The sequence below is a fragment of the Chryseobacterium sp. CBTAP 102 genome (genome assembly GCF_003201365.1).
Lineage (GTDB): Bacteria > Bacteroidota > Bacteroidia > Flavobacteriales > Weeksellaceae > Chryseobacterium > Chryseobacterium candidae.
The window spans coordinates 236,564-262,622 of the sequence record NZ_QICX01000002.1; the positions used below are offsets into that span (position 1 = coordinate 236,564).

21 protein-coding genes are annotated in these 26,059 nt (G+C 37.3%); 17 read left to right on the top strand and 4 right to left on the bottom strand.

What is annotated here, in order from left to right; genetic code table 11:
• The first annotated feature begins 153 nt into the window (after positions 1-153).
• The 11 genes from dnaB (at position 154) to C8D70_RS04460 (ending at position 15,773) form a co-directional block, all read left to right on the top strand.
• Positions 154-1,740, top strand: coding sequence for a replicative DNA helicase (gene dnaB / locus C8D70_RS04410; protein WP_110366498.1), 1,587 nt, complete (start codon positions 154-156; stop codon positions 1,738-1,740).
• A gap of 58 nt (positions 1,741-1,798) precedes the next feature.
• Positions 1,799-2,275: a ribonuclease HI gene (gene rnhA, locus C8D70_RS04415; protein WP_076595994.1), complete on the top strand. Its 477-nt coding sequence runs from the start codon at positions 1,799-1,801 to the stop codon at positions 2,273-2,275.
• A gap of 165 nt (positions 2,276-2,440) precedes the next feature.
• Positions 2,441-4,699, top strand: a complete 2,259-nt coding sequence (locus tag C8D70_RS04420) for a lectin-like domain-containing protein (RefSeq protein WP_110366499.1) — start codon at positions 2,441-2,443, stop codon at positions 4,697-4,699.
• A 160-nt stretch (positions 4,700-4,859) separates the two neighbouring features.
• Positions 4,860-7,118: a T9SS type B sorting domain-containing protein gene (locus tag C8D70_RS04425; protein WP_110366500.1), complete on the top strand. Its 2,259-nt coding sequence runs from the start codon at positions 4,860-4,862 to the stop codon at positions 7,116-7,118.
• Between the two features lie 121 nt (positions 7,119-7,239).
• The gene (locus tag C8D70_RS04430) at positions 7,240-7,866 is read left to right on the top strand and encodes an NAD(P)H-dependent oxidoreductase (RefSeq protein ID WP_110366501.1); all 627 of its coding nucleotides are present in this window, start codon (positions 7,240-7,242) and stop codon (positions 7,864-7,866) included.
• A 31-nt stretch (positions 7,867-7,897) separates the two neighbouring features.
• Positions 7,898-9,469 carry an L-aspartate oxidase gene (gene nadB / locus C8D70_RS04435; RefSeq protein ID WP_076595998.1) on the top strand — a complete coding sequence of 524 codons (1,572 nt, stop codon included), beginning with the start codon at positions 7,898-7,900 and terminating at the stop codon, positions 9,467-9,469.
• A gap of 13 nt (positions 9,470-9,482) precedes the next feature.
• A complete protein-coding gene (gene nadC / locus C8D70_RS04440; protein ID WP_110366502.1) occupies positions 9,483-10,343 on the top strand; it encodes a carboxylating nicotinate-nucleotide diphosphorylase in 861 nt (286 codons plus the stop codon).
• Positions 10,344-10,551: 208 nt separating this feature from the next.
• Positions 10,552-13,143 (top strand): TonB-dependent receptor, encoded by a 2,592-nt coding sequence (locus tag C8D70_RS04445; RefSeq protein ID WP_110366503.1) that lies wholly within the window; start codon positions 10,552-10,554, stop codon positions 13,141-13,143.
• A gap of 87 nt (positions 13,144-13,230) precedes the next feature.
• Positions 13,231-13,662: a hypothetical protein gene (locus tag C8D70_RS04450; protein ID WP_034691532.1), complete on the top strand. Its 432-nt coding sequence runs from the start codon at positions 13,231-13,233 to the stop codon at positions 13,660-13,662.
• Positions 13,663-13,727: 65 nt separating this feature from the next.
• Positions 13,728-14,720, top strand: coding sequence for an aspartate-semialdehyde dehydrogenase (locus tag C8D70_RS04455; RefSeq protein ID WP_047427247.1), 993 nt, complete (start codon positions 13,728-13,730; stop codon positions 14,718-14,720).
• A gap of 57 nt (positions 14,721-14,777) precedes the next feature.
• Positions 14,778-15,773 (top strand): cation diffusion facilitator family transporter, encoded by a 996-nt coding sequence (locus tag C8D70_RS04460; protein ID WP_110366504.1) that lies wholly within the window; start codon positions 14,778-14,780, stop codon positions 15,771-15,773.
• Between the two features lie 19 nt (positions 15,774-15,792).
• Here the strand turns inward: C8D70_RS04460 and C8D70_RS04465 are convergent, their stop codons facing one another.
• A complete protein-coding gene (locus tag C8D70_RS04465; protein ID WP_076596002.1) occupies positions 15,793-16,230 on the bottom strand; it encodes an exosortase F system-associated membrane protein in 438 nt (145 codons plus the stop codon).
• A complete protein-coding gene (gene xrtF / locus C8D70_RS04470; RefSeq protein ID WP_076596003.1) occupies positions 16,217-16,747 on the bottom strand; it encodes an exosortase family protein XrtF in 531 nt (176 codons plus the stop codon). The genes C8D70_RS04465 and xrtF overlap by 14 nt, the downstream gene beginning before the upstream one ends.
• Positions 16,748-16,974: 227 nt before the next feature.
• On the opposite strand from xrtF, the gene C8D70_RS04475 reads away from it, so the two are divergent.
• From C8D70_RS04475 to C8D70_RS04500, 6 genes are all read left to right on the top strand, one after another.
• Positions 16,975-17,994: an aminoglycoside phosphotransferase family protein gene (locus tag C8D70_RS04475; RefSeq protein WP_076596004.1), complete on the top strand. Its 1,020-nt coding sequence runs from the start codon at positions 16,975-16,977 to the stop codon at positions 17,992-17,994.
• Between the two features lie 86 nt (positions 17,995-18,080).
• A complete protein-coding gene (locus C8D70_RS04480; RefSeq protein WP_110366505.1) occupies positions 18,081-18,488 on the top strand; it encodes an RNase adapter RapZ in 408 nt (135 codons plus the stop codon).
• Positions 18,489-18,581: 93 nt separating this feature from the next.
• Positions 18,582-19,295, top strand: a complete 714-nt coding sequence (locus C8D70_RS04485; protein WP_110366506.1) for an NDP-sugar synthase — start codon at positions 18,582-18,584, stop codon at positions 19,293-19,295.
• A gap of 8 nt (positions 19,296-19,303) precedes the next feature.
• Entirely contained in the window at positions 19,304-20,056 is a 753-nt protein-coding gene (locus C8D70_RS04490; RefSeq protein ID WP_076596007.1) for a TIGR00730 family Rossman fold protein, read from the top strand.
• Between the two features lie 58 nt (positions 20,057-20,114).
• On the top strand, positions 20,115-20,585 hold the full coding sequence (locus C8D70_RS04495) for a DUF6702 family protein (protein WP_170872069.1): 471 nt from the start codon (positions 20,115-20,117) through the stop codon (positions 20,583-20,585).
• 276 nt (positions 20,586-20,861) lie between these two features.
• The gene (locus C8D70_RS04500; RefSeq protein WP_076596009.1) at positions 20,862-21,413 is read left to right on the top strand and encodes an inclusion body family protein; all 552 of its coding nucleotides are present in this window, start codon (positions 20,862-20,864) and stop codon (positions 21,411-21,413) included.
• A gap of 94 nt (positions 21,414-21,507) precedes the next feature.
• Here C8D70_RS04500 and C8D70_RS04505 read toward each other — a convergent pair whose 3' ends face one another.
• Both C8D70_RS04505 and C8D70_RS04510 read right to left on the bottom strand, forming a co-directional pair.
• Positions 21,508-22,932, bottom strand: a complete 1,425-nt coding sequence (locus tag C8D70_RS04505; protein ID WP_110366507.1) for a DUF5689 domain-containing protein — start codon at positions 22,930-22,932, stop codon at positions 21,508-21,510.
• A 26-nt stretch (positions 22,933-22,958) separates the two neighbouring features.
• Positions 22,959-25,835 (bottom strand): carboxypeptidase-like regulatory domain-containing protein, encoded by a 2,877-nt coding sequence (locus C8D70_RS04510; RefSeq protein ID WP_110366606.1) that lies wholly within the window; start codon positions 25,833-25,835, stop codon positions 22,959-22,961.
• Between the last annotated feature and the right edge of the window lie 224 nt (positions 25,836-26,059).

Here is a 26,059-nt window from a genome sequence, read left to right on the forward strand (position 1 = left end):
TTTTACTTCATCTTGTTGAAAAATCACCTCAGACTGAGGTGATTTTTTTTATCAACAATAGCAACCTCCTGTTTACAGTATTTTACGAAAGACTGCTAATAATTTGTTGAATACTATTTTTTTATTTTTTTTTAAATAAACTATCTTTGCACCATGGCGCAGAAAGAAACATTATCATCCCTGACACACGGAAACTTTGCAAAAGAATTGTCTATTGCGGATGGAAAAATGCCTCCCAATGCAGTGGATTTTGAAAGACTGGTTATCGGAACTTTTTTGATTGACAAAAAAGGTCTTGACCACTCCATTGACCTTCTTACCCCGGAGGTATTTTATGATCCCAGACATCAGGTCATCTTTTCTACTATCCTGAAATTGTATGAAGGCAACCACCCGGTAGACTTAATGACGATTATTCAGGAGTTAAAAAAAGAAGAAAAGCTGAGCCAGGCAGGTGGCGATCATTACATTATTGATCTTACCATGGGAGTAAGTTCATCTGCCCATATCGAATATCACGTACGTGTTATTCTTGAAAAATACATTTTAAGAAGCCTTATTAATGTTTCTGCTAATGTTATTGATTCTTCCTACAAAGAATCAACAGATGTTTTCGAACTTCTGGATAAGGCAGAACAGTCTTTCTTCGAGATTACCAACGGAACAATCAAAAAAGGATTCGATACCGCCAACTCATTGGTAAAACAAGCCATTGATACAATTAAATCTTTAAAAGACAAACAGGGACTTTCCGGAGTTCCTTCAGGATTCAGAGATGTAGATAAGGAAACGGGTGGATGGCAGAATTCTGACCTCATTATTATTGCAGCCCGTCCGGCGATGGGTAAAACTGCCTTCCTTCTTTCCATGGCAAGAAATATTGCAGTAGGCCACAAAATCCCTATGGCTTTATTCTCTCTCGAGATGGCATCAGTACAACTGATCACCAGAATGATTGCTTCTGAAACAAGAATTTCCTCAGAGAAACTAAGAAAAGGAACTCTGGATGATGAAGAATGGCAGAGACTATTTTCCAATGTATCTGAACTGGAAAATGCTCCTTTATATATTGACGAAACCCCTTCCCTTTCCATATTCGACTTCCGTGCCAAATGCCGAAGACTGGTAATGCAGCACGGCGTAAGACTTATCATGGTTGACTACCTTCAGCTGATGACAGCCGGCGGCGGTGGAAAAGGCGTTGGAAACCGTGAACAGGAAATTTCCATGATTTCACGTTCGTTAAAAGCGATTGCAAAAGAACTTAACGTACCGGTAATTGCTCTTTCCCAGCTTTCAAGAAGTGTGGAAGCCCGTCCCGGAAAAAGACCTCAGCTTTCAGATCTGAGAGAATCCGGAGCAATTGAGCAGGATGCGGATATTGTATCTTTCATTTTCAGACCGGAGTATTATAAAATTACCGTTTGGGATAATGATGAGGAAGGCCAGGAAACTTCTACAGAAAACCAGGCCGAACTGATTATTGCAAAACACAGAAATGGTGCTACGGCAGATGTCCGATTATCATTCTTAAAACATTTTGCAAAATTCGGTGATATTGAAGCTGCATTTGATGGTGGCGCCGGAGGTGGATATCCTTCCAACTTCGGAGAACCAAGTGGCTTTGACAAGATCAAAACAACAATTCAGCCAGGAGCAGCATTTGACCTTCCGGACAGCTCAAAACTTTCCGGTTCATCAATGAATGACTTTGATGATGACGATGACTTTCCTTTTTAGGTAAAGAATCAATTCAGTTTAATTGTACGGTCAATACATCAATTTTTAAAAAGCAGATTTGAGAATCGAAATTTATACGGACGGAGCTTGCAGCGGAAACCCCGGAAAAGGCGGATATGGAATTCTTATGCGCGTTCCTGAAAAAAATTATCAGAAAACATTTTCCAAAGGTTTTAGAAAAACAACCAACAACAGAATGGAACTTCTGGCTGTTATCACCGCATTGGAAAAACTGAAATCTACAGAAAATGACATCCATGTGTATACAGACAGTAAATACGTATCCGATGCCATTAACCAAAACTGGATTGCGGGATGGATCAAAAGAGGATGGAAAAATGTAAAGAACCCTGATCTCTGGAAAAAATTCATTGAACTCTACAATAAACACAACCCAACAATGCATTGGGTAAAAGGTCATGCCGGGCACTTTGAAAACGAGCTTTGTGACAAATTAGCCGTTGCGGCAGCCAGTTCTCCGGATCTTGAAATTGATACGTATTTTGAGGGTTTGGATAACAATTCCTTATTTTAATTTAATTAATGCAAATACGTATTAGCTACTATAATATTCACCATTATATCACAATAAGCAGCATTTTTTTAAAATATTATTAAAATTTAAGCGAAATTAACATTAAATACATATTATTTAATTGGGATTTAATATCTTTACATATTAATCTAAGTCCCATTATAAATGAATAAAAATCTATTATTGTATTTATCTGTTTTTTTACTCTGTATAGCCGGGAAGTCCTTTTCCCAGACTTATCAGCTTATCGGAAATCCAGTGAACACTACTGGATGGACAATGGTTTCACCTACTCAGGTAAATACAGATTTTATTCAGCTGACCCCGGACACCAACAACCAATCCGGTTCCATAAGGCTGAATGATCCTATCAATCTAAAATATTGCGACAAATGGAGAGTAGAATTTGATTTCAGAATGGATTCCAACCAAACCTCCAACGGAGATGGAATTGCCTTCTGGTATCTTGCCAATCCACCTGTTGCCAGCGTATTAGGTTCCGGCCTTGGTGTTTCTCAGAATGCAGTAGGGCTTGTAGTAGGGCTTGATACTTACAATAATACCACAACAGCTACCATGAGTAAAGTTCATGTTGCTTACGGGCAGGTTCAAAACACCACTGACACCAACAACGTTGAATTCTTCAATATACCCGGAAGCTCTTTCCATTCACCGGATCTGAATACTACCCAACCTTTTCAGGGAGCAACTTTTAAACATGTGGAAGTAACAGCACAGGTAGACCCTGCAGCTCCCACCAGCTGGATTATAAAAATAACAATAGACGGTAATGTAATTTGTAATCAGTCTTTTGCACCTTCAGGCACAGCTGCCGCAATGACTGTAGGCTATTTTGGCTTTTCAGCGTCTACAGGGGGAGCAAGATCAAGACATTCCATTAAAAATGTAAAAATTTATACGGATAAAGTTCCTATTTTGCAGAATTCAGCAACACAGTCATTCTGCCCTAATCCTGCTACAGGATACGGATCTGTAAACCTTACTACTTTCAATTCGCAATTTGTAAACAACCCTTCCAATTATACCTTTACTTATTATCCATTCGGAAGCTCTACACCTATTGCTAATCCCGCCAATTATCAGTTTAACGCTAACTCAACAGTAACAGTTGTTATTAAAGATAATGCAGGATTGCTCTGCGACAACCCGGATGGTAAAATTTTACTGGATCTTGCTCCTTTCAAAGCAGAAGATAAAACGATTACTGTATGCAATAATAATAAAGCCGGAACAGCAGCCTTCAATCTGAATACAGCAGCTGTCACAAATGTTCCTGGGGTTAGTAAAAAATATTATAAAACGTTAGCAGACCTCAATGCAGATACGAATGAGATTCAGAATCCTAACAATTACATATCCGCCCCCGGAGTTGTTTATGTAAAAGTAACCACTCCTCAGGGATGTACAGGTTCAGCAAAAATTACATTGACATTCTATCCCGACACTCCTGTGAAAGAAGCCACTCTAAGATCATGTTTTATTGAAAATAATATCACAAGTGCTATTTTTAATTTGACAACCGCAGATGTTACTACTTTAGGAACCGGCACAGCCAAAAAATACTACACATCCATCGCTAATGCATTAGACGGCATCAATGAAATCATGAATCCACTTCAGTATTTATCCACAAGTACTGTAGTGTATGCAAAAGTAACAGATGCTAACGGATGCTTCAATATTGCTAAAATCAATCTTATGGTATTACCACCTGTAACATCTTCTGTTTTAAAAGACAAAACCATTTGTATTGGAGAAAAAACAGATTTGGATGCAGGACCTGGATTTGACGGTTATGAATGGAGTACGGGAGCAACTACCTCATCTATTAAAGATGTAGGGGTTGGCACTTATTGGGTAAAACTGAAAACCGGCAACTGCATCACTACACAGACTGTCAATGTAAAAGCCTCTGCAAATCCTGTGATCTCCAGCATTGATATTGACAACAACACTATTACTGTAAATGCAGCAGGAGGAACGCCTCCATATCAATACTCTGTGGACGGAGTTAATTGGCAGCAGGGCAATATATTCACAGGGTTAGCAAGAGGAGAAGTAAGAGTATATATAAAAGATTTCTATAACTGTACCCCTGTTGAAGTTCAGATCACCGTTCCTAATCTGATTAATGCCATCACTCCAAACGGGGATAATGTAAATGATGTCATTGATTATTCAGCGCTGGCTTACAAGAAAAATCTGATATTCATCGTCTACGACAGATATGGCAATAAATTGTATGAAGCCGGAAAGATGAGAAACTTCACATGGGACGGAACTGCTTCCGGTAAAAAAATTCTTACAGGAACGTACTGGTACACCATTTCATGGAACGAAAACAACAAAGACAACACTGAAACAAAATACTCAGGCTGGGTATTGGTTAAAAACAGAGAATAAATTTTAGTATCAGAAACTACCTCTTTCGGGGTAGTTTCGGTATTAAAAACAGCATCTGCCCAATCAGAGATTGAGACCAGATATTTCTTTCTCACTATAATTTAAACATCAAAAAAAACGATTTTATATCAAAAAACAATAACATCATAATCCATCCACTATGAAAAAAGATATACTCATTTTTTTACTGACTATCTTATTATGCTTGCCGGGAAGGTTTCTTTCACAAACGTATCAGCTTACCGGAAACCCTGTAAATACAACAGGCTGGGATCTTGTCTCTGATGCTATCGTAAGCGGAGATTTTGTAAGACTTACCACAGATCAAACCAGCAGATACGGGGCTGTAAAATTATCCACTCCTATTACGTTGAGCTATTGCGATAAATGGAAAGTAGAATTCGATTTCAGAATTGACGGAAACGGAACCACACAGTTTGGAAAAGGAGATGGTTTTACCTTCTGGTATCTTGCCAATCCGCCAACAGGATTTGTATCAGGAGGAGGGCTTGGTATTCCAGCCAATGCTTCCGGGCTAATGGTTGGTTTTGATATCTTCAACAATACGACTGAAGGCCAGATGAGCAAAGTTCATATTCTTTATGGCACTAATAATACCACAGGTAACAATATTGAATTCAACAATACTCCAGGAAGCACATTCCACTCTCCGGACCTTATCGCTACCAACCCATTTGTAGGAGATACTTACAGACACGTTGAAGTAAATGGAGAAACAGACCTTACCAACCCAACAAACTGGATCATCAAGGTAAGAATAAACGGTGCGCTTATCGTAGATCAGTCTTTTGCTCCTTCCGGAGGTGCCGTGGGAATGTCACAGGGATATTTTGGCTTCTCCGCAGCAACAGGAGGTGCCAGCGCGAGACATTCTATTAAAGCAGTAAAAGTTTTCGTAGATAAAGTTCCTATTTTAAGCAATACGGTCTCGCCGTTCGTTTGTACAAATCCTGCTACCGGAAATGGTACAGTAGACCTTACTTCTTATAATTCTCAATTTGTAAACAATCCGGGAAATTATATCTTCACATATTATGTATTGGGAAGTTCTACTCCTATCGCAAATCCTGCCAGTTTCCAGTATTCTGGAAATACTACCATCAAAGTGGTAGTGAAGGATCCTACTTCTACTCTTTGTGATAATGGCGACGGTATTATTCAGCTTAACCCTACTCCATTTGCAGCAACAGATGCCAGTCTTACAGGATGTAATAACAACAATGCAGGAACAGCAACTTTTGATCTCAATACCGCAGCTGTAACAACTGTTGCCGGAGTTACCAAGGAATTCTACCCCACCCTGTACGATTTGAATAATGGTACTAACCCAATAACCAATCCTTCTGCCTATGCCTCTGCAGCAGCAACAATATATGTAAAAGTAACCACACCTCAGGGCTGTGTAAGTACGTCTAAAATTACACTGAATATTTACCCCGTGGTGGTTGTCAATGATGTTGAACTCAAATCCTGTTTTATTGAAACCAATCCATCTATGGCTTCCTTTAATCTTACAGGCGCTGTAGTTTCCCAGGGTGGGCTTACAAAAGAATACTATCCATCGTTGACGGATGCCATCAGTGGAACTAATGCAATCTCTACGCCGGCAGCATATATTGCTCCCAATGGAGTAGCTTATATTAAGGTATTCAGTACAAACGGATGTTATTCTATTGCTAAAGTTACATTAACTGTTATCCCTCCTGTTTATTCAAGAACTTTGCTTGACAAGACGATTTGTATAGAAAACACAACTACTTTAGATGCAGGAGCTGGTTTCAAAAGCTACGAATGGAGCACAGGAGCTACTACTCAGTCTATCAAAAATGTAGGAGTAGGCACTTACTGGGTAAAACTTAAAACCGGAGATTGTATTGCAACACAGAAAGTAACAGTATACCCTTCCGATAATCCGGTTATTACAACAGTTGACATTTCAGGAAGTACGGTAACAATATATGCTAATGGCGGAACTCCTCCTTATCAGTATTCTATGGATAATATCAACTGGCAGGACTCCAATGTATTTACCAATATTGCGAGAGGAGAAGCTAAAGTATACGTAAGAGACGGCTATAATTGCGTTCCTGTGGAAGTCAATATTACAGTCCCTAACCTGATCAATATAATCACTCCTAATGATGATGGCATTAATGATTTTGTTGATTACTCTGCATTAGCTAACAAACAAAATCTGGAAATAGCCATCTTTGACAGATATGGTTATAAAATGTTCAAAGCAGATAAAACCAATGGCTACAAATGGGCAGGAACTACCAATGGACATAAAAAAGTCCCTACAGGAAACTATTGGTATTCGGTTTCGTGGAATGAAAATAATAAAAACAGTACTCCGATAAAATTCTCAGGCTGGATTGTTGTAAAAAACAGAGAATAATTACACTTTCCATCACATCAAAAGAATCACCCCGCAGGCCGGGGTGATTTTTTGTATAAACAAGGAGGAGATATTTCATTTTAAAGACACTTTATTCATATTCAATTCTTAAATTTGTCCTATGAATTATTTGGAAGCTTTAAGCAGAAGATATTCTGTAAAAAAATTCAATCATCAGATTATTCCTCAGGAAACCCTTCACAACATTCTTGAGTCAGGAAAGCTGTCTGCCAGTTCGCTGGGACTTCAGCCTTATAAAATTGTGATTGTTGAAAGTGAGGAAATGAAGCAGAAGCTGATTCCGGCTTTCTATAATCCATCTCAGATTTCCACCTGTTCTCATCTTATTGTCATTATTTCAAAGAAAGTGATTGAAGAGAGCTATATCCGGGGTTATTTTAATCATATTTCTGAAGTAAGAGAAACTCCTATGGAAACACTGGCCCCCTTCAGAAACAGTATTAATCAGCATATTACACAAAAAACACAGGATGAAATTTTCAACTGGGCAGAAAAACAGTCTTATATAGTATTGGCCAATCTTATGTATGCCGCAGCTATTGAAAATATAGATTCCTGTCCTATGGAAGGTTTCCGCCAGGATCTTATAGAAGAAATTCTGAATATCGAGCCTGAAACAGAAAAAGTAACTGTTACCCTCGCTTTAGGTTTCCGTTCTGAAGAAGATCATTTCCAGCACATGAAAAAAGTAAGAAAACCAAACGAAAAATTGTTTAAATTTATTTAATATTTTAAACGATTGTACCTAAAGCCAGCATATGATAAAAGCGGATGTATTAGTAATCGGTTCCGGCATTTCCGGACTTTCCTATGCCATTAAAGTTTCTGAACAGCACCCTGATGCCAAAATCATTATTGTAACCAAATCTGATGAAGACGAAAGCAATACCAAGTATGCACAAGGCGGTCTTGCTGTCGTTACAGATTTTCAGAATGACAATTTCCAAAAACATATTGACGACACCATGCGTGCCGGCGACGGAGAAAATAAACGTGATGTCGTAGAAATGGTGGTAAGAGAAGCTCCTGCGAGATTCAATGAAATTGTAGAATGGGGTGCACAGTTTGATATGAAGAACGGCAAATTTGCTTTAGGCAGAGAAGGAGGCCATACTGAAAACAGAATCGTCCATCATAAAGATATCACAGGATTTGAGATTGAAAGGGCTTTATTGGAAACAGTCAAAAACAGCCCGAACATTGAAATCCTCGACCACCATTATGTGATTGACATCATTACCCAGCACCATGTTCCGGGAAAAGAACTTAATGAAGGCGACATCCACTGTTATGGTGCCTATATTCTGGATGAAAAATCCAAAACCATCAAAAAAATCACTTCTAAAATAACGCTGGTTGCCACAGGAGGTGCCGGACATGTTTATAAAAATACAACCAATCCCACGATTGCAACCGGTGACGGAATTGCTTTTGTTGCCCGTGCTAAAGGAAAGGTCTCCAATATGCAGTATTACCAGTTTCACCCAACAGCTTTGTACAGTAAAATGGATGGAATGTTGTTCTTAATTTCAGAAGCAGTTCGTGGAGACGGAGCCAAATTAAGAACCAAAAGAGGCGAAAAATTCATGCATAAATACGATGAACGTGAAGAATTAGCATCCAGAGATATCGTTGCAAGAGCCATCGACGCTGAAATGAAAATTACAGGAGACGAATTTGTCGGCTTAGACTGCAAGGAAATGAACCATGAAAAATTCTTAGAACATTTCCCGAATATTTATAAAAAATGTAAAGACGAAGGAATTGATCCTTTCACTCAGCTGATTCCTGTTGTACCAGCCTGCCACTATCTCATGGGAGGGATTGAAGTAGACAGAGACGGACAGTCTTCCATCAGAAATCTTTTCGCAGTAGGAGAATGTACCAACTCAGGACTTCACGGTGCCAACAGACTTGCTTCAAACTCGTTGCTTGAAGGCTTGGTTTTCGGACATAATGCTGCTATGAAAACAGTAGACCTCCTGAATGAAAACAGTTTCAACTTTGATGATCTGAAAGCCGTTCCGGAATGGGATGAAGAAGGAATGAAAATCATGGACGAAATGGTCATCGTCAGCTATCTGAGAAAACAGCTGCAGGAAATGATGAGCGATCTGGTAGGTATTGTAAGAAGTAACAGACGTCTGAATATGGCACTTCAGAAACACCAGGAGATTGCCGCTGCCGTAGATGAAATATACCACTACTCTATTTTGTCCCCACAATTATCAGAATTAAGAAACTTAACAACCGTTGCCCACCTTATTATTATCCAATCTATGGAAATGACAGAAAATAAGGGAGCGTTTTATAATAAAGATTTAGCCTAACAGAAATCACACAATGAAAAGACCAGCATACGTAACTGATAAAGCATTAAAGATATTCATTAAAAACGCCCTTGAAGAAGATATTCAGGATGGTGATCACTCTACGCTGTCTACTATTCCGCAGGACCTTGTACAAAGCGCCAGGCTTTTGGTAAAACAGGAATGTATTCTTGCAGGTGTGGAGCTGGCAGAAATTATTTTCAACACTTTTGATAAAAACCTAAAAGTTGAAATTTTTATTAAAGATGGAACTCCCTGTAAATTCGGAGACGTAGCCCTTATTGTTACAGGAAGTGCAAGATCTATCCTTTCTACAGAAAGATTTGTTCTTAACTGTATGCAAAGAATGAGCGGGATTGCCACCCTTACTCATGACTGGGATTCAAGATTGGTGGGGACAAAAACTAAACTTTTAGATACAAGAAAAACCACGCCCAACTTCAGAATGTGTGAAAAATGGGCGGTTGCCATAGGCGGAGGAACCAATCACAGGTATGGTCTTTATGATATGATCATGCTGAAAGACAATCATATTGATTACAACGGAAGCATTACTAATGCTGTGGCAATGGCAAAGGATTACGTTAAAAAGAATAAGAAAAAGTTAAAAATAGAGGTTGAAACCAGAAACCTTGAAGAGGTACAGGAAGCAATCAATGCAAAGGTGGACAGAATCATGTTAGATAATATGGATGTAAAAACGATGAAGCAAGCTGTAAAAATGATCAACGGTTCTTGTGAATCTGAAGCTTCAGGTGGAATTACCCGCGATATGCTGAAAGAAATTGCCTCTACAGGCGTTACCTACATCTCTGTAGGAGCCCTTACACACTCTGCTGAGAATATAGATCTGAGTCTCAAAGCAGTGAAATAGCGTTGAATTTTTAACAAAAACACCCCCACTTTGTTAAAAATTCAATAACATGACTTTTTTCATACAAAAATTCAATTTTTAGCCATAATACTGATTTTTAACACATTAACATTATTAAGACTGATTAAAAATTAACATTGAGTTAATAATAGTTAAATTTTATTTTGCGAATTTTGCAGAAAATTAAATCTAATTATTACTAACGATTATGAAATTAATCAACAAATCAATACTAACTGCGGTTATTACTTTATCTACAGCTAGTGTTTATTACGCTCAGGAGGTTCAGGATTCTACGAAAACTAAATCTAAGGACATTGAGGAGGTAATCTTAAGAGGTGTTACAGATATCGCTAAAGATAGAAAAACGCCTGTTGCAGTATCTACTATTAAAGCTGCACAGATTTTAGAAAGACAAGGAAACCAAGAACTTGTCGAAATACTAAACACAACACCTTCTGTATATGCTACAAAAGGAGGTGGTGGTTTCGGAGACTCTCAAATTGTTATGCGTGGGTTTGAGTCTAGAAACATTGCAGTAATGGTAAATGGTATGCCTGTAAACGATATGGAGGGCGGTACTGTTTATTTCTCAAACTGGACTGGATTATCTGACGTAACAAGTACATTGCAGGTTCAAAGAGGTTTAGGATCATCTAAATTAGCGATTGCTTCTGTAGGAGGTACAATGAACTTCATTACCAAGTCTGCAGACATGAAAAGAGGTGGGGTTATTAGATTAGGAGTTGGTAACAATGACTATTTAAAAACATCTTTTGCTTATAATACCGGAAAATCTAAGGATGGTGTTTCCGCATCATTCTTAATGAGCAGACAAGCCGGAGGTACTTATATTGAAAATACTGATTATGAATCTTATGCATATTTCTTTGCATTAGGTTATGAAATCAACAAAAAACATAATTTACAGTTCTCAATTACTTCTGCACCTCAGTGGCACGATCAAAGAACTTTTGCACCGACTATCCAAAACTATATTAACTATAACCCAGATCATGACGGGACTCCATATAGAAGATATAATTCAGATTTTGGTTATTACACAGATGCCAACGGAAATAAAGTAGCTTTAGCAAACAGAGCCAACTACTATTCTAAGCCGGTGATGATGTTAAACTGGGACTGGACAATGAATGAAAAGTCTAAATTAAGTACAGTATTATACATGTCTAACGGTAGAGGTGGTGGAACAGGTGACTTAGGACGACTAGGAAATAAAAGTATCAATGATGCCAGCTTTACAGATGCTTCAGGACACATTAACTATGATGCTGTTTTTGCAGCTAACGCAGCGGTTAATTTAAATACTGCAGGTGCAGGAAGCACGATTGTTCGTCGATCAAGTATCAATTCACACAACTGGTATGGTATTTTAGCAAACTTCCAACATAAAGTTAATGATAACTGGAATTTCTCAATCGGTACTGACGACAGATACTACTACGGTTACCATTATCAGGTGCTTACAGACCTTTACGGAGCTAAAGGATATAAAGATGCGGCTAACAAAAACATCGCTACACCTAGAATAGTAAACGCACTTTATGATTACAAAAAACTTTCGTGGAATCCTTTCGGAGGAAAATTAGCTCCAGCTGAAGATCAGGTAGGATATAGCAATGATGGAGAGGTTATTTGGTACAGTGGATTTGCACAAGTAGAATATACTAAAAATAATCTATCTGCATTCTTACAAGGTTCCGTATCTAATCAAGGTTACCAGAGAATTGATAACTATGTAGTAGACGGAAGCACATTAAGAGGTCAAACCATCAACACGAAAACAGGATTTAAAAATATTTTCGGATATAATATTAAAGGGGGTGCTAACTATAACATTAATGAGCAACATAACGTTTTTGCTAACTTAGGTTATTACAGCAAGCAACCATTCCTTAATACTGTTTACCCAAGTAACCAGCAGCTTATTAACCCTTATCTAACGAACGAGAAGATTTCTTCTGCGGAAGTTGGTTATGGATTCAGATCTGCAAAATTCACAGCAAACGTTAACGTATACAGAACACAGTGGAAAGACAGATGGTTAAGAAAAACAGGTCAGACTTTCAATTTAGCAGACGGTACAACGACTACAGGTTATTCTGAAATCAATGGTATTACTGAGGTTCACCAGGGAGTAGAATTCGATGGAGTTTACAAACCAAACCGTTTCTTAGAAATTCAAGGGATGTTCTCTTGGGGAGATTACTATTACAAAGGAAATGCTAGTGTAGCTTCTTTTGATGACAACAACAACCCTGTTACTTTAGCTGGATCAGCAGGAAACGAATTATACTTAGATAAAGTAAAAGTAGGAGGTTCAAGTAACAACAGTATCCCTCAGATGACTGCATCATTAGGACTTACTGTAAAACCGGTAAAAGATCTTAACATCTTTGGAACATGGAGATATGTAGGTAAACTTTATTCTACCATTGACGCTGGAACATTTACCAATATTGCAGCTCAAGACAGAGGAGTATTGAAATTACCTGATTTCAACTTATTTGATGTAGGGTTCTCTTACAAAATCAGATTACAAAACGAAGCTCAGTACTTCACAATCGGAGCTAACGTTTACAACCTGTTTGATAAAATTTATATTTCTGATTCTGCTACAAGTATTTTCGGAACTGATAAAATTACAGCAAACAATGATCCTGACAAAGGAAAAACTTATGAAGAAGCTGGTAGAATGTATAATGGTATTGCAACGGGTAACCGTGCTTATTTCGGATTCGGAACTACTTGGGCAGCAACCTTATCATTCAACTTCTAATAAAATCACAATATTAGATTTTCTCAATATCAATCCCGGCTTTGAGCCGGGATTTTTGTTATCTTTGTGTACAAAAAAAATAGGATTATGGATTTTTACAACATTTTACTTAATGCCCACAAAGGATTCGGGTATCTTGAAATTCTTTTGGTAACATTATTTGTTATCGCACTTTTAGCTACCATGTTCGGTTTCAGTGGAAAAGTGAACAAGTTTTTGAAGAAAACAACTCTTTTCACGATGATTTTCTTTCATGTTCAGTTTTTATTGGGAATCATTATGCTGATCACCACTTTCAGCAAAGGATTAAACATGGGAGAAGTAATGAAAAATGCAGCATTAAGATTCCAATATGTTGAACATCCATTCTCTATGCTTATTGCAGCCGTTTTGATGACCATTGTCAACAAAAAAGTAAAATCAAATGATACTATTTCTTTAGGAGTAGTAATTATGGGATTGATTGCAGTAGGTTTATTCGCATTCGCATTCCCTTGGACAAGAGTCTTCGGGGCTTAAAAAGATAAAAAAATTATATGTGTTATAATTTATAAATAGTTTAATCTTAAATTTTAATTAAATCAATGAAAGTAGCTGTAGTAGGTTCAACAGGAATGGTTGGGCAAGTTATGCTTAAAGTTTTGGAGGAGAGAAACTTCCCTGTAACAGAATTAATTCCGGTAGCATCCGAAAGATCTGTAGGCAAGAAGGTGAAGTATAAACAGAAGGAATTTACCATCGTAAGCATGAAGGACGCTATAGCTGCCAAACCGGATATTGCAATCTTCTCTGCAGGAGGTTCTACTTCACTTGAATTCGCTCCTCTGTTTGCAGAAGCAGGAACAACAGTCATTGATAATTCTTCTGCATGGAGAATGGACCCTGACAAAAAATTAGTCGTTCCTGAAATCAATGCTGATGTTTTAACAAAAGAAGATAAAATCATCGCAAATCCGAATTGTTCTACCATCCAATTGGTAATGGTTCTTGGACCTTTGAACAAAAAATATGATTTAAAAAGAGTAATCGTTTCTACCTACCAGTCTGTAACAGGAACAGGAAAAGCTGCTGTAGACCAGTTAAACGGTGAAATAAGCGGAGATGATTCTACTGAAAAAGTATATCCTTATCAGATCTTCAAAAATGCATTACCACATTGTGATGTATTTGCTGATGATGATTACACCAAAGAAGAGATTAAACTGATGAAGGAGCCTAAGAAGATTTTAGGAGATGATACCTTCAACCTAACAGCAACTGCTGTAAGAGTTCCGGTTCAGGGAGGGCATTCTGAAAGTGTAAACATTGAATTTGAAAATGAATTCGAACTGGATGAAGTAAGAAAAATCTTATCTGAAACTCCTGGTGTTATTGTAATGGATGATGTAAAAAACAACCACTACCCGATGCCGCTGTACTCTGAAGGAAAAGACGAGGTTTTCGTTGGAAGAATCAGAAGAGATCTGTCACAGCCTAAAACGCTCAACCTCTGGATTGTTGCAGACAATCTGAGGAAAGGAGCAGCAACAAACGCTGTACAAATTGCAGAATACCTTGTAGCAAACAACTTAGTATAAACTAACAAAATAAAAAAGAGTCTCAAAATTGAGATTCTTTTTTTTATCAAACTCTATATGAATACCCACAAAGAAAAAATAGGATTCCAGAAACTTATTGCCGTATTTGGAGTTATTCTTTTTATCGGAAAGATTATTGCCTGGAAACTTACCAATTCTGATGCTGTATTTTCCGATGCCATGGAAAGTATCGTTAATGTTATCAGTGCATTCATGGGATTATATTCTCTCCACCTTGCCGCCAAACCTAAAGATGAAGATCATCCTTACGGTCATGGAAAGGTAGAGTTCGTGACTTCCGGTATTGAAGGTGCACTTATCGCTATTGCCGGCGTGATGATCATTTATGAAGGAATCCATAGTCTTATTGTAGGAAAAACGCTAAGTAAAATTGATCTTGGGATATGGATTATTGCAGCCACTGCAGTTGTTAATTATCTGCTGGGATATATCTCTATAAAAAAAGGAGAAAGAGAGAACTCTCTGGTTCTTATTTCGTCCGGTAAACACCTTCAGTCAGATACTATTACAACCCTTGGAGTAGTGGCCAGTTTAATCATTGTTTATTTCACTAAAATCTATTGGCTGGATTCCGTAGTAGCATTAAGTTTTGGACTTTACATCATATTTGTAGGCTATAAAATAGTCCGAAAATCTTTAAGCGGTATTATGGATGAACAGGATCCTGAAATACTCAATCAGGTCATTAGAATCCTTGAGGAAAACAGGCATGTAGAATGGATTGATATACATAATATGAAAATCCAGCAATTCGGATCTTCTCTTCACATTGATGCTCATATTACGCTTCCCTGGTATTATGATCTTCGCGATGCCCATGGTGAAATGGAAAAAGTCATTATTCTTCTTGCAGAAAATATTAAACGTACTATTGAGTTTAATTTTCATATGGACGACTGTAAAGCTATTTCGTGTCCGGTATGTCAGATCAAAGATTGTCCTGTCCGCGAAAAAGATTTTATCAAACGTGTAGAATGGACTCCGGAAAATGTTACCAGTGTGGATAAACATACAATCATTGAAGGAGAATAAGCAAATCGCTTTTAATTTCTCAGCTTTCTTTACTGATCACCTGTTTTCTATAATAGAACATCGGAACAATCAAGAGTATAATCAACGGCTGAATCACAAATCTTCTCATATAAAAAGAAAAAAGATATCCTATTTCAAATTTGCTGTGAATACAGTAAAGGTAAATCGGAAATGTAATGGAAAATACAACAATCATTAACACTACTCCCTGTATCGTCCAGTCTTTATTTTTAAATAAACCGTAAATAATCAGGCAGGAAAAAAAAAGATTTAAAATAAACCTGAGCACATGTCCGGCAATCAGTTTTCCCCATTCAAAGGCAGGGAATTCAATATTTTTATTCGCTTCATGAAAATAGCCTAGGAAAGGATCATAAAAAAGGGTATCCTCCAGAACTCTTACTCCTATCAAACCGCAGATTCCTGCGATAACCAACACCCAGCTAAGAATTTTCATATTTTAAAGCAAAAAATTTAATCCAGATCAGCCAAAGTAAAACAACGCCTCCATAAATAATAGCAGGGAAAATGAAATCATGAAACATTTTACCATATTCCTTATAGTCGGACATCACGATATTTAACCCTACAATTCTCAAAAGATTTATAATGTATAATAATACTAATCCTGCTCCTGCAAAAACAAAGGTTTTCACTCCTTTATAAAAGGCAAAAACAAAAGACACAAATAAAATGATGACAGAAACGGCATTGCATCCTTCCACCATTCTCGTCACATAATTCTGTTTTACATAAAACCAAACCTGCTCATTCTTTACATCATTATAAAGTTCTGTAGGGTATCCTATCGCATTCTGGAGAGACATTACCTGATTGGCAATCATCCTTGAAAAAGCATCCAACCCGGAATCTTTACCGCTGTTCAGGTAGAACTGATAGGCAAAAAGCAATACCAGGTAGATAACAATAAAACGCAATAAAATACCTAAAACAGGCTTAAAGTCTTTCAGCATAGTGCAAAGATAAAAATTAGACTGTAATATACTGAATTTGAATAAAGAAAGTTAAAACCCAAAAAGTAAATTTTACAATATTGAGGCACAATTCTGAAAATTTTTCACAAAAACATTTAATAAAAAAAATTATACAACTCAATTATCATACTCTTCAACCCTAATCGATCGGTTCTTTAAACTATGATTTCCAACTCATGTTAATTTAGTATATTTGTTTTCATATTATGACTTCTGAAAACGCAAAACGATTTTTTGAAAACCATTTAGGTCAAAAATCTTCTGAATTCGTCACATTAGCTCAAAGCGGTTCTGCGAGGGTAAATTTTCTGGCCACTGCAGGTACCGGGAAATACATTATCACGTACAATGAAAATATCCCGGAAAACGAAAGTTTTCTTTACTATTCCCAAGTATTTTCAGAACTAAATCTTAATACTCCTTACATTTTTGCTGTTTCAGATGACAGGAAAATGTACATCCAGGAATTTTTAGGACAGCATACTCTTTCTGAGGTGATTACCAAAGAGCAGCGGTCTCCCACTGTAAGACATTTGGTACAGCAAACCTTAGAAAAGCTTTTCCAGATGCAGATGCAGACACAGGGAAAAATTGATTTTTCAAAAACCTTTGAATACGAAAGTTATGATGAACTTCCCGTGATTCATGATCTTTACTATTTTAAAAATTTCGTTGCCGATTTTCTGGAACTTGAATACAACAAATCTACCCTTCTGAAAGAATTCAAAAGAATTGCAGCTTTTATTGAAAATATTGAACCTAAAGGAATTATGATCCGTGATTTCCAGGCAAGAAATATCATGGTGAATGAAAAGAATGAAGTCTCTTTCATCGATTATCAATCGGCCATGAAAGGACCATTACTATATGATGTCATATCTTTTCTTTTTCAGGCTAAGGCCAATTTCCCGGAAGATTTCAAACAGGAAATGCTGGATTTTTATATTGAGCATTTTGAAAATCCTGAAACGAAGACTCAGTTAAGAAATGCAGTGATGCCTATTCAAATGATGAGATTTTTACAGGTTTTAGGAGCCTACGGATTCCGGGGCCTGATTCAGAGGAAACAACATTTCCTGGGCAGCCTGGAAAAAGGGATCCAGAATATTATACAGTTTTCAAATTCCTGGGACTCAATGAAGGATTACCCTGAACTAAAAAAAGTAATTCAGCAGTTAACGTCTGATAAGGCAAAACAAAAAATTGAGGAAATATTAAATAACTAAGTCTTCGACTCCGCTCAGACTGACAGAAACGAAATAAAACACTTCAACATCACTAAATAAGCCTTAATGGTTTAAAAATAAAAAATATGCTAAACATCGAGATACACAGTTTTTCATACAAAAAAGGAGGAATACCTAAAGACCACTCAGGAAATGGCGGAGGTTTCGCTTTTGACTGCCGTGGAATTTTAAATCCGGGAAGAATTGAAGAATATAAAATCCAGACCGGAAATGACATAGGAGTTCAGGAATACTTGGAAACAAAAACGGAAATGCCAAAGTTTTTAGAACTGGTAAAATCTCTTGTTTCCATCAATATCGATGATTACCTTGCAAGAGGTTTTGAACATCTTCAGATCAATTTCGGATGCACAGGCGGGCAACACAGATCAGTATATTCCGCTATAAAAATTGCAGAATTTATCAAAGAAAAATATCCTGAAGGAACTGAGGTTACTCTTCATCACGATGAACAGCCGCAACTGAATCAATAAATGATAAGTGATCATTGATAAATGATTTAATTGTCATTTATTGATGATAAAAAGTATTATCATTCATCAATTACCATTTATCAATTATAAAAAATGAAAGCTTTAATCTTCGCAGCAGGGAAAGGCACCAGATTGAAACCCTTTACAGATCATCACCCAAAAGCATTGGCAAAGGTAAATGAAGTTCCGCTTCTGGAAAGAAATATCAAATACCTGAAAAGTTTCGGAATCACTGATTTTGTAATTAATATTCACCATTTTGGAGATCAGATTGTCGATTTTTTGAATAAAAACAGTAATTTCGGATGTAAGATTGATATCTCTGATGAAACCAACGAACTTCTGGAAACAGGGGGCGGCTTGATATTTGCAAGAAAATTTCTTGATCACGGAGAAGATTTTTTAATCATGAACGCTGATATTCTAACAGACCTGAATATCAATGCACTGGTAGACTACCACAAAAAGATAAAAGATTTTGCTACTTTAGCGGTTTCGGACAGAGAAAGTTCGAGAAAACTCCTTTTCAATGATGATATGGTTTTGAGAGGCTGGCTGAATGTACAAACCGGAGAACAAAGGCTTGCAGAATTCAACAAAGGATTCAGACCCCTTGCATTCAGTGGAATTCATTGTATCAATCCTATCATCTTTGAAAAAATAAAAAGAACAGGCAAATTCTCTGTTATGGAAGAATATCTGGATCTGATGCAGACCGAACATATACATGGTTTTGTACACGACAGTATTCTTATTGACGTTGGAAGACCTTCGTCCGTAATAGAGGCTGAAAAACATTTTAAATAAATTTTACAATGGAAATTGATGGAATCAGGGATGAAAGTTTAGTAAATCCAGAACTTGACATAAACGAAACAAAACTGCACAACAGTTTCAGACAGAAAACCTGGGACGAAACAATCACCAAAGACAGCTGGATGGTCTTTAAGGTCATGGCTGAATTTGTAGATGGTTATGAAAAACTGGCTAAGATTGGCCCATGTGTTTCTATATTTGGTTCTGCCCGACTGAAGCCGGAGAACAAATACTATGAAATGGCAGTAGATATTGCTGAAAAAATCACCAAGCTAGGTTTCGGAATTATTACAGGAGGCGGTCCGGGTATCATGGAAGCAGGAAATAAAGGAGCATTCAATGCCAAAGGGAAATCTATAGGACTTAATATTGATCTCCCTTTTGAACAGCATTTTAATCCCTATATCAATAAATCCTATTCCATGAATTTTGATTACTTTTTCGTGAGAAAAGTAATGTTTGTAAAATACTCTCAGGGGTTTGTAGTAATGCCCGGAGGATTTGGAACATTGGATGAACTGACTGAAGCGATGACCCTGATTCAAACCAATAAGATTGGAAGATTCCCAATCGTTTTGGTGGGAAGTGAATTCTGGAGAGGATTACTGGATTGGTTTAAGGCAACGCTGTTGAAAGAAGGAATGATTGCCGAAGATGATCTTGATCTTTATCGTGTGGTAGACACTGCTGACGAGGCTGTAGCGCATATTAAAGCCTTCTATGATAAATATTCTGTGAATGTAAATTTTTAATTGGCATATTATTTGTGACTTATAACAAACAGCTATGATTGTAAATCTATTAATTAAGATGAAAAAACTTTTATATATATCAGGAATTTTAACATTTTTTGTGTTAATGAGTTTTATGTATGCAGACTTTTTCTCTTCAATGACCAAAGTTGACTATATTGATGGAAGCAAGACGTTGAAGTTTACCACAAAAATGAATACAAGCCATATCTCTGATGCTATTAAAATAAACCCTAATACGGCAGGATTTGAAGCGGAGGTAAAAAAATATGTGAACAATAATTTTGATGTATTTGTCAATGGGTCTCCTAAAACGATTACCTTCACAGGAAGTCAGGTCAGCGGAGAAACTGTATGGGTGTATTTTGAAGCCGGAGGCGTTTCGGACATCAGCACCTTAAAGATTAAAAATACGATCCTTTTAAGCGCTTTTCCTAAGCAGATCAATCTGGTAAACATTGCTTATAAAGGCAGCCAGAAAACAATGAACTTCCAAAGAGGAAAAGAAGTAAACGAGGTCTCTTTTTAAACGAAAATTAGATTTAACCATTATAAAATGGGTACCCTGGAAAGTTGAACTTTTCAGGGTATTTTTATTCTCCGAAAAATAATCACACAAAAGGGACTAATTAAGTACAAATACCTAATCTTAAATTTCAGCATTTTCACTCTAACATTTTCACTTTCACCCATGTACATTTGTATTGTAATTACAACCAACAATGTGAAGCCGGAATCACTTAAATAACGGGGCGGAATCTGAAAAGCCATATGAGTAAGAAAACACCAGACAAAACTAAATATCATGGAAGATATAGAACTAAAATCGTCCAGTCAGGAAATTGATGTCCTGATCGTTATAGACACGGATTATGTAAGAAATACTTATAAAAGCCCAAGTACAGATCCTAATAATCCTACAGGAATTGATCATAACAGCCAGCATATGATTGTTTCGAATGCCAATGCTATTTCCGGGCAAGGTACAGCCGATCTGAACTTCAGTGCAAGAGCCGGAGACACCGTTTCTTTCAGAGGAACTTCAATCTACCAAAACTCTGATGATGCTGTCATTATCTACAATATTAAATACTGGTCCGGAGATCAGGTTTTTAACAGCTTTATCTACAATTCTGTTGAAAGAAGACAGGCTGCGGTACCTAATTTGAATTCTCAAAACGGTCTTCCTGCTGCCAGCGCTGATATTACTTTTGCAAGTATCGACTCTAAAGTAAAAGCTACAGGAACAGAGAATTTCTATGTACAGTTTGGACTTTACATTTTAGATCCGAATGACAGTAACAAACAGATTCTATACGGTTACTTTTACTGGGATCCAACAATTACGGTTAAATAAACGCAGATAAAATCTCGTATAAATAAAAATCGGGCAGCTTTTCAAGCTGCCCGATTTTTATAAATTGTATCAGAATATATTTTATCCTAATGTTTTATTCAATTTTGATGTTATCAATCTGAAGATCATACACACCGTCTTTTCCTGTTTTAAGGGCAAACATTGGTTTTCCAGCGGTAGTATTAAGATCGGTAAGGCCTGTAAGCGTAAGCTCAATCAGTCTCCATTGTCCGTTCGTATTGATAGATCCGTTATATGAATTCGTACTTTCTGGGCTTAAAGTAGCACCTGTAGAGAATGTTGCTAAATTGAATGTATAGAAAGCAGATGTATTAGGAGCCAACGGTGTTGCTCTGTATACATTGAAAGAAAGTGATTTTCCTGATGCAGTACCTTTAATATACATTGTAATTCTCTTTGGAGTTGCTGGTATTCCTGACGCAGCATTTGCTGTAAATACATAGTCGTTATTGGCAGGTGTTCCTTTAATCTGAAGGGAATTTGTACCGTTATACCCCAAACCAATACCTTGAGATGCATAAGGCATAAGCCCAAAGCTATTTAAACTTGACAGGAAAGATGGCCAGTTTTCAAAATCAGAGCTAGGGAAAAGATTGACAGCATTGGCAGATGGAAGTTCCGGCTCACCTGGAGTGAATCTCGCGTTCGGAAAGTTTATATCATCCAGATTTCTGATATAGGCCTGATCTGTGAAAATTGTTGCATTACTTGAGCTTGTAAAACGGCTCAGAAGAAGAACGATATCACCACTTTTTTCATATTTAGGGGAGATCGGAGATTTCGCAAAAGTTGCGTAGTTACTGAAACGAAGATCTAATCTGCCTGCTTTTTTATCCGTAATGTAACGATCACCCGTAGCTGATTCGTCAGCAAAACTTTTCGTCAATTCAGGTTCTTCAAACTGAACATTTTTAATTTTTACAAGCTGATTAATGTGAGCGCCATTCTTCAGAGCATCAGAGATAGAGTTGAACTCTAATGGCTTCATTGCAGCTACTACAGGCTTTTGTCCATCGCAAACTCTTGCCATGTAATTGGATAATTTATTAGGGTTGATTCTTCCAATAGGATAGTTAGGGTCATAAGAACCTACTTTAATGTTTCCATTAACTCCCTGAACGATCAATCCTTTCAGGTTGATTCTTACTAAAGCTCCAATAGGATAATCAAGATACTGATTTCCGCCATCGATGTCAATTTCAATCCCTTGCGTTGGGTTTTCAGGTTTATCCTGAAGGAACATCATTTTGTAAAGGTTTGAAGATTCATCACTTGAAGAGACATAAGCTTCTACGATGAAATCCTCTTTAATGATATCGGCTTCACCCGGTTTTGCTTTGGCAATTGTTGTAATCTCAGATAACTGATGATTAGCCGCTGCAAATTTGTTGTTACATTTGATTTCCGGTACCTCATAATCATCAGTTTTCACACAAGACGAGAATGCCAGCATTGAAATAGCACTAAAGATCGCCGCTTTAAAATATATATTTTTCATTGTTTTCGATTTTTAATTTTAGTTTTTTAGAATCTGAATTGAAGATTAACAAAATAAGATCTACCCTGGTTATACCAATATTTAGGAGCGAATACCATGTTTCCGCTGTCGTAATCATTTGCATAATCAATATAGTTAACGTTTCTGGTCTGCTCAAATCCTCCTGTAATATAATTTCTGTTATTAAGGATGTTATTAACCGATGCAGACACCAATACATAATACTTACCAATCATCCAGGACTTCCCTGCATTGACATTGAAGAAGAATGCTGAAGGAAGCTTTGTAGGTGTAAGAACTCTTGCAAGTTCTTCATCAGTTACCTGATCATAAGGAACTCCAGGTGTGTTAGGATTGGTATAGAATCTTGCGGTTCTGGTTACCGGAGACGGATCCAGGAACGAATGTCCGAAATAGTTCCATGTTGCTCCCAGCCACCAGTATTTAGGGCTGCTGTAACGAAGACCTAGCGTATATGCTTCCTGAGGCGTTCCACCCTGTCTGTAGTTTTTAAGTGTTGCTTCCCCCATATTGGTATAAGATCTTGATACGATATTTCCGTTCCCATCAAGCTCTCTGAATGTTCCAACAGCGTCAGATGCGAAATAAACGGTAGGGTTATTGGTATACGTGTATTGCCCTAAGCTTAATAAACCACTTGCTGTTAAAGTAGGAGTTACTTTTACTTGTGCGCCAAGCTCAATTCCCATATTTCTTTTATTTGCACCTGCCAGTACCTGAGTAATGAAAGCTCCATCCTGAACCGGAGCCTGATCACCGCTCTCCGTAAGGTTTGTCAGTTTAACACCTTGCGCAAAATATCTCTGTACGCTTGTTTCGTTTTGAGTATTAACAAGGTAACCTGTCAGTCTAAGTTTAACAATCGGAGTAGAGATAACATAACTCAGATCGTTGGCATCAACAACAACATTCTTGATCCCAGGCGTTGTAACACCACTTACTCTTGTATTAAAATAAATATCATTTAAGAAAGGAGACTGTGAGAAGTAAGCTCCGTTATAAACAAGGAAGTTTCTACCATTGATTTTATAAGTAACCTGACCTTTCACCCCTGCATTCCAGAAGTTTTGGTCTGCACCTTTTCCATAAGAAGACTCATACAGATAATGTTGGAATAATCCTTCTCTGCTGTTTGTTGTATATCCGAATAATGCGGAGATAAAAACATCAAATTTTCCTGTAGAGAATTTGAAAGCAGGGTTTATTTTGAATTCCTGTCTTCTGAAAATATAGCTGTACCCGATTTTATCGCCTTCTCTTTTAGCAACATCTGTATCGCTTTCTCTCGTATTAAATTTTCCCCAAACGCTTCCTGCATTCGTATTGGATGCAAACGGATCCATATTCAGGGCAAAATCAGCACCTAAAAGGTCATTTACTTCTCTATACTGTTCAGATCTGTAATTCTGGTAAGATAAGTTTAAGATAAAACGGGAAGTATCCGTGAAGTTATAAGTATAGTGAGTAGATACATTCCAAACTTTATCGTCTTTTACATCATCTACGAGATAATAAGCGGCTCTTCTTCCGCCCAATAATGCATTGTATTCTACATTTCGGTTGGCATTATAAAGATTATCCCAGTTGATCTGTGTGTGTGATTGATCATCATTGGTCCACCAGTCTCTCGTAATTCCGATATTGGCAGCCTGTTCCGGTGATGGATTTGTATAGTTTAACCAATAGCTTGGCAGATTACGGTAATAGGTTGGAGAAGGGTTATTGGCTCTGTACCAATCCAGTCTTGAACTGTACTCTTTACCGAACTGGTAAGAAACAGATGTCCATAGCTGAGAGTTTTTATTGATTTTCCAGAAATCCTGCAACTGGATCATCGGCTGGAATCCTCTTTTCACTCTTTCATTTCTTTTATCTCCGTTCTGCCATCCCCAATACGAGTTATAATGAACTCCTCTGAAGTCATATACTTCCTGAGTACTTGGACTTGAGGAACTTCTTGCATATTTAGATCCAATGGCATTTAAAGTCATGGTATGACTATCACTGAATTTTTTTTCAATACCAAGATACCCACTGTATGCATCATAAGCGGTACCATCCTGGATCCCTTCCTGTGCCCATCTTCTGGCAATCATTCCTGTAAATGCCCATCCGTTCTTATTCATTCCGGATGAAAACCTGTAGGATAATCTGTTGGTATAATTTCTGTTGGTCAGAGAGTAGGTTAACTGACTTCCTTTTCTATACTCGCTGGCTTTTGTATTCTTATAAAATACTCCGGTAGTTCCTCCGAAAGCATATTCTGAAGGGGCATGGTTGGCTGCAATTTCCGGGTAACGGGTAATTTCGTTCAATCCTCCCCAGGTACTGAAGTCTACATCTCCATTATCTGCAGCAGCCATAGAAACCCCGTTAATCATATTCTCACCTGTTCTGCTGTCAATCCCTCTTGGGCGAAACCAGTAGGGTCCCAAATCAAAACTTGCCATTCTGTTGAAAACATCCTGAGATGATTGTAGTAGTCCTACGGTTGCAGTTTGCTGTGCACCGCCACCGTCACTTTCCCCGGAATCTTCTATGATAGCCAACCCCTGATCTGCACCATTCAGTGCAGAATAAAGAGTAATTACTCCAAGATCTTTTCTTTTCTCATCACTGGTTACATCAAATTCAAAAACTTTAGTTTCAAAATTGGGTTTTGTAACCATAATCTGATAATGTCCGGGCATCAAATCCGTAAATTGGAAATATCCGATTTTGTCTGCCTTTGCATCATTTCCTGCTCCTTTTAAATCTACACTTGCCTGCTCAACAGGCTTGCCTTCCGCATCCTTAAGATACGCAAACACTGTTGTCTGCGCATAATAATATGATGCAGGCAGCAAGGTAAATAAAGAGATCAATGATAATTTTTTAATCATGAGTATATTTATTTTTTTAATACTTTTCTTGTTAATTTTCAACAGTTTAAAAGTTGGGGGCACAAATTTAATCAAATTTTGCAATCCGGAACTTTTTTAACGGATTTTTTTCTTAACATTGCAATCTTTTAAGAATCATTATAAAAGAGAGATTCGAATTACTGCTTTTAAATTTACAAATATTTAAAACGCAGTGAGTTAAAAAAAAGTAAATTTGTAATTAA

Bases quoted from the DNA above. Each gene is read 5' to 3' on its own strand.
- C8D70_RS04445 (WP_110366503.1), top strand. From the start codon at position 10,552: ATGAAATTAATCAACAAATCAATACTAACTGCGGTTATTACTTTATCT.
- C8D70_RS04510 (WP_110366606.1), bottom strand. From the start codon at position 25,835: ATGATTAAAAAATTATCATTGATCTCTTTATTTACCTTGCTGCCTGCA.
- dnaB (WP_110366498.1), top strand. From the start codon at position 154: ATGGCGCAGAAAGAAACATTATCATCCCTGACACACGGAAACTTTGCA.
- C8D70_RS04465 (WP_076596002.1), bottom strand. From the start codon at position 16,230: ATGAAAATTCTTAGCTGGGTGTTGGTTATCGCAGGAATCTGCGGTTTG.
- C8D70_RS04475 (WP_076596004.1), top strand. From the start codon at position 16,975: ATGACTTCTGAAAACGCAAAACGATTTTTTGAAAACCATTTAGGTCAA.
- xrtF (WP_076596003.1), bottom strand. From the start codon at position 16,747: ATGCTGAAAGACTTTAAGCCTGTTTTAGGTATTTTATTGCGTTTTATT.
- C8D70_RS04505 (WP_110366507.1), bottom strand. From the start codon at position 22,932: ATGAAAAATATATATTTTAAAGCGGCGATCTTTAGTGCTATTTCAATG.
- C8D70_RS04500 (WP_076596009.1), top strand. From the start codon at position 20,862: ATGGAAGATATAGAACTAAAATCGTCCAGTCAGGAAATTGATGTCCTG.
- C8D70_RS04425 (WP_110366500.1), top strand. From the start codon at position 4,860: ATGAAAAAAGATATACTCATTTTTTTACTGACTATCTTATTATGCTTG.
- C8D70_RS04490 (WP_076596007.1), top strand. From the start codon at position 19,304: ATGGAAATTGATGGAATCAGGGATGAAAGTTTAGTAAATCCAGAACTT.
- C8D70_RS04480 (WP_110366505.1), top strand. From the start codon at position 18,081: ATGCTAAACATCGAGATACACAGTTTTTCATACAAAAAAGGAGGAATA.
- C8D70_RS04460 (WP_110366504.1), top strand. From the start codon at position 14,778: ATGAATACCCACAAAGAAAAAATAGGATTCCAGAAACTTATTGCCGTA.
- C8D70_RS04420 (WP_110366499.1), top strand. From the start codon at position 2,441: ATGAATAAAAATCTATTATTGTATTTATCTGTTTTTTTACTCTGTATA.
- C8D70_RS04485 (WP_110366506.1), top strand. From the start codon at position 18,582: ATGAAAGCTTTAATCTTCGCAGCAGGGAAAGGCACCAGATTGAAACCC.
- C8D70_RS04495 (WP_170872069.1), top strand. From the start codon at position 20,115: ATGAAAAAACTTTTATATATATCAGGAATTTTAACATTTTTTGTGTTA.
- nadC (WP_110366502.1), top strand. From the start codon at position 9,483: ATGAAAAGACCAGCATACGTAACTGATAAAGCATTAAAGATATTCATT.
- C8D70_RS04450 (WP_034691532.1), top strand. From the start codon at position 13,231: ATGGATTTTTACAACATTTTACTTAATGCCCACAAAGGATTCGGGTAT.
- C8D70_RS04455 (WP_047427247.1), top strand. From the start codon at position 13,728: ATGAAAGTAGCTGTAGTAGGTTCAACAGGAATGGTTGGGCAAGTTATG.
- C8D70_RS04430 (WP_110366501.1), top strand. From the start codon at position 7,240: ATGAATTATTTGGAAGCTTTAAGCAGAAGATATTCTGTAAAAAAATTC.
- nadB (WP_076595998.1), top strand. From the start codon at position 7,898: ATGATAAAAGCGGATGTATTAGTAATCGGTTCCGGCATTTCCGGACTT.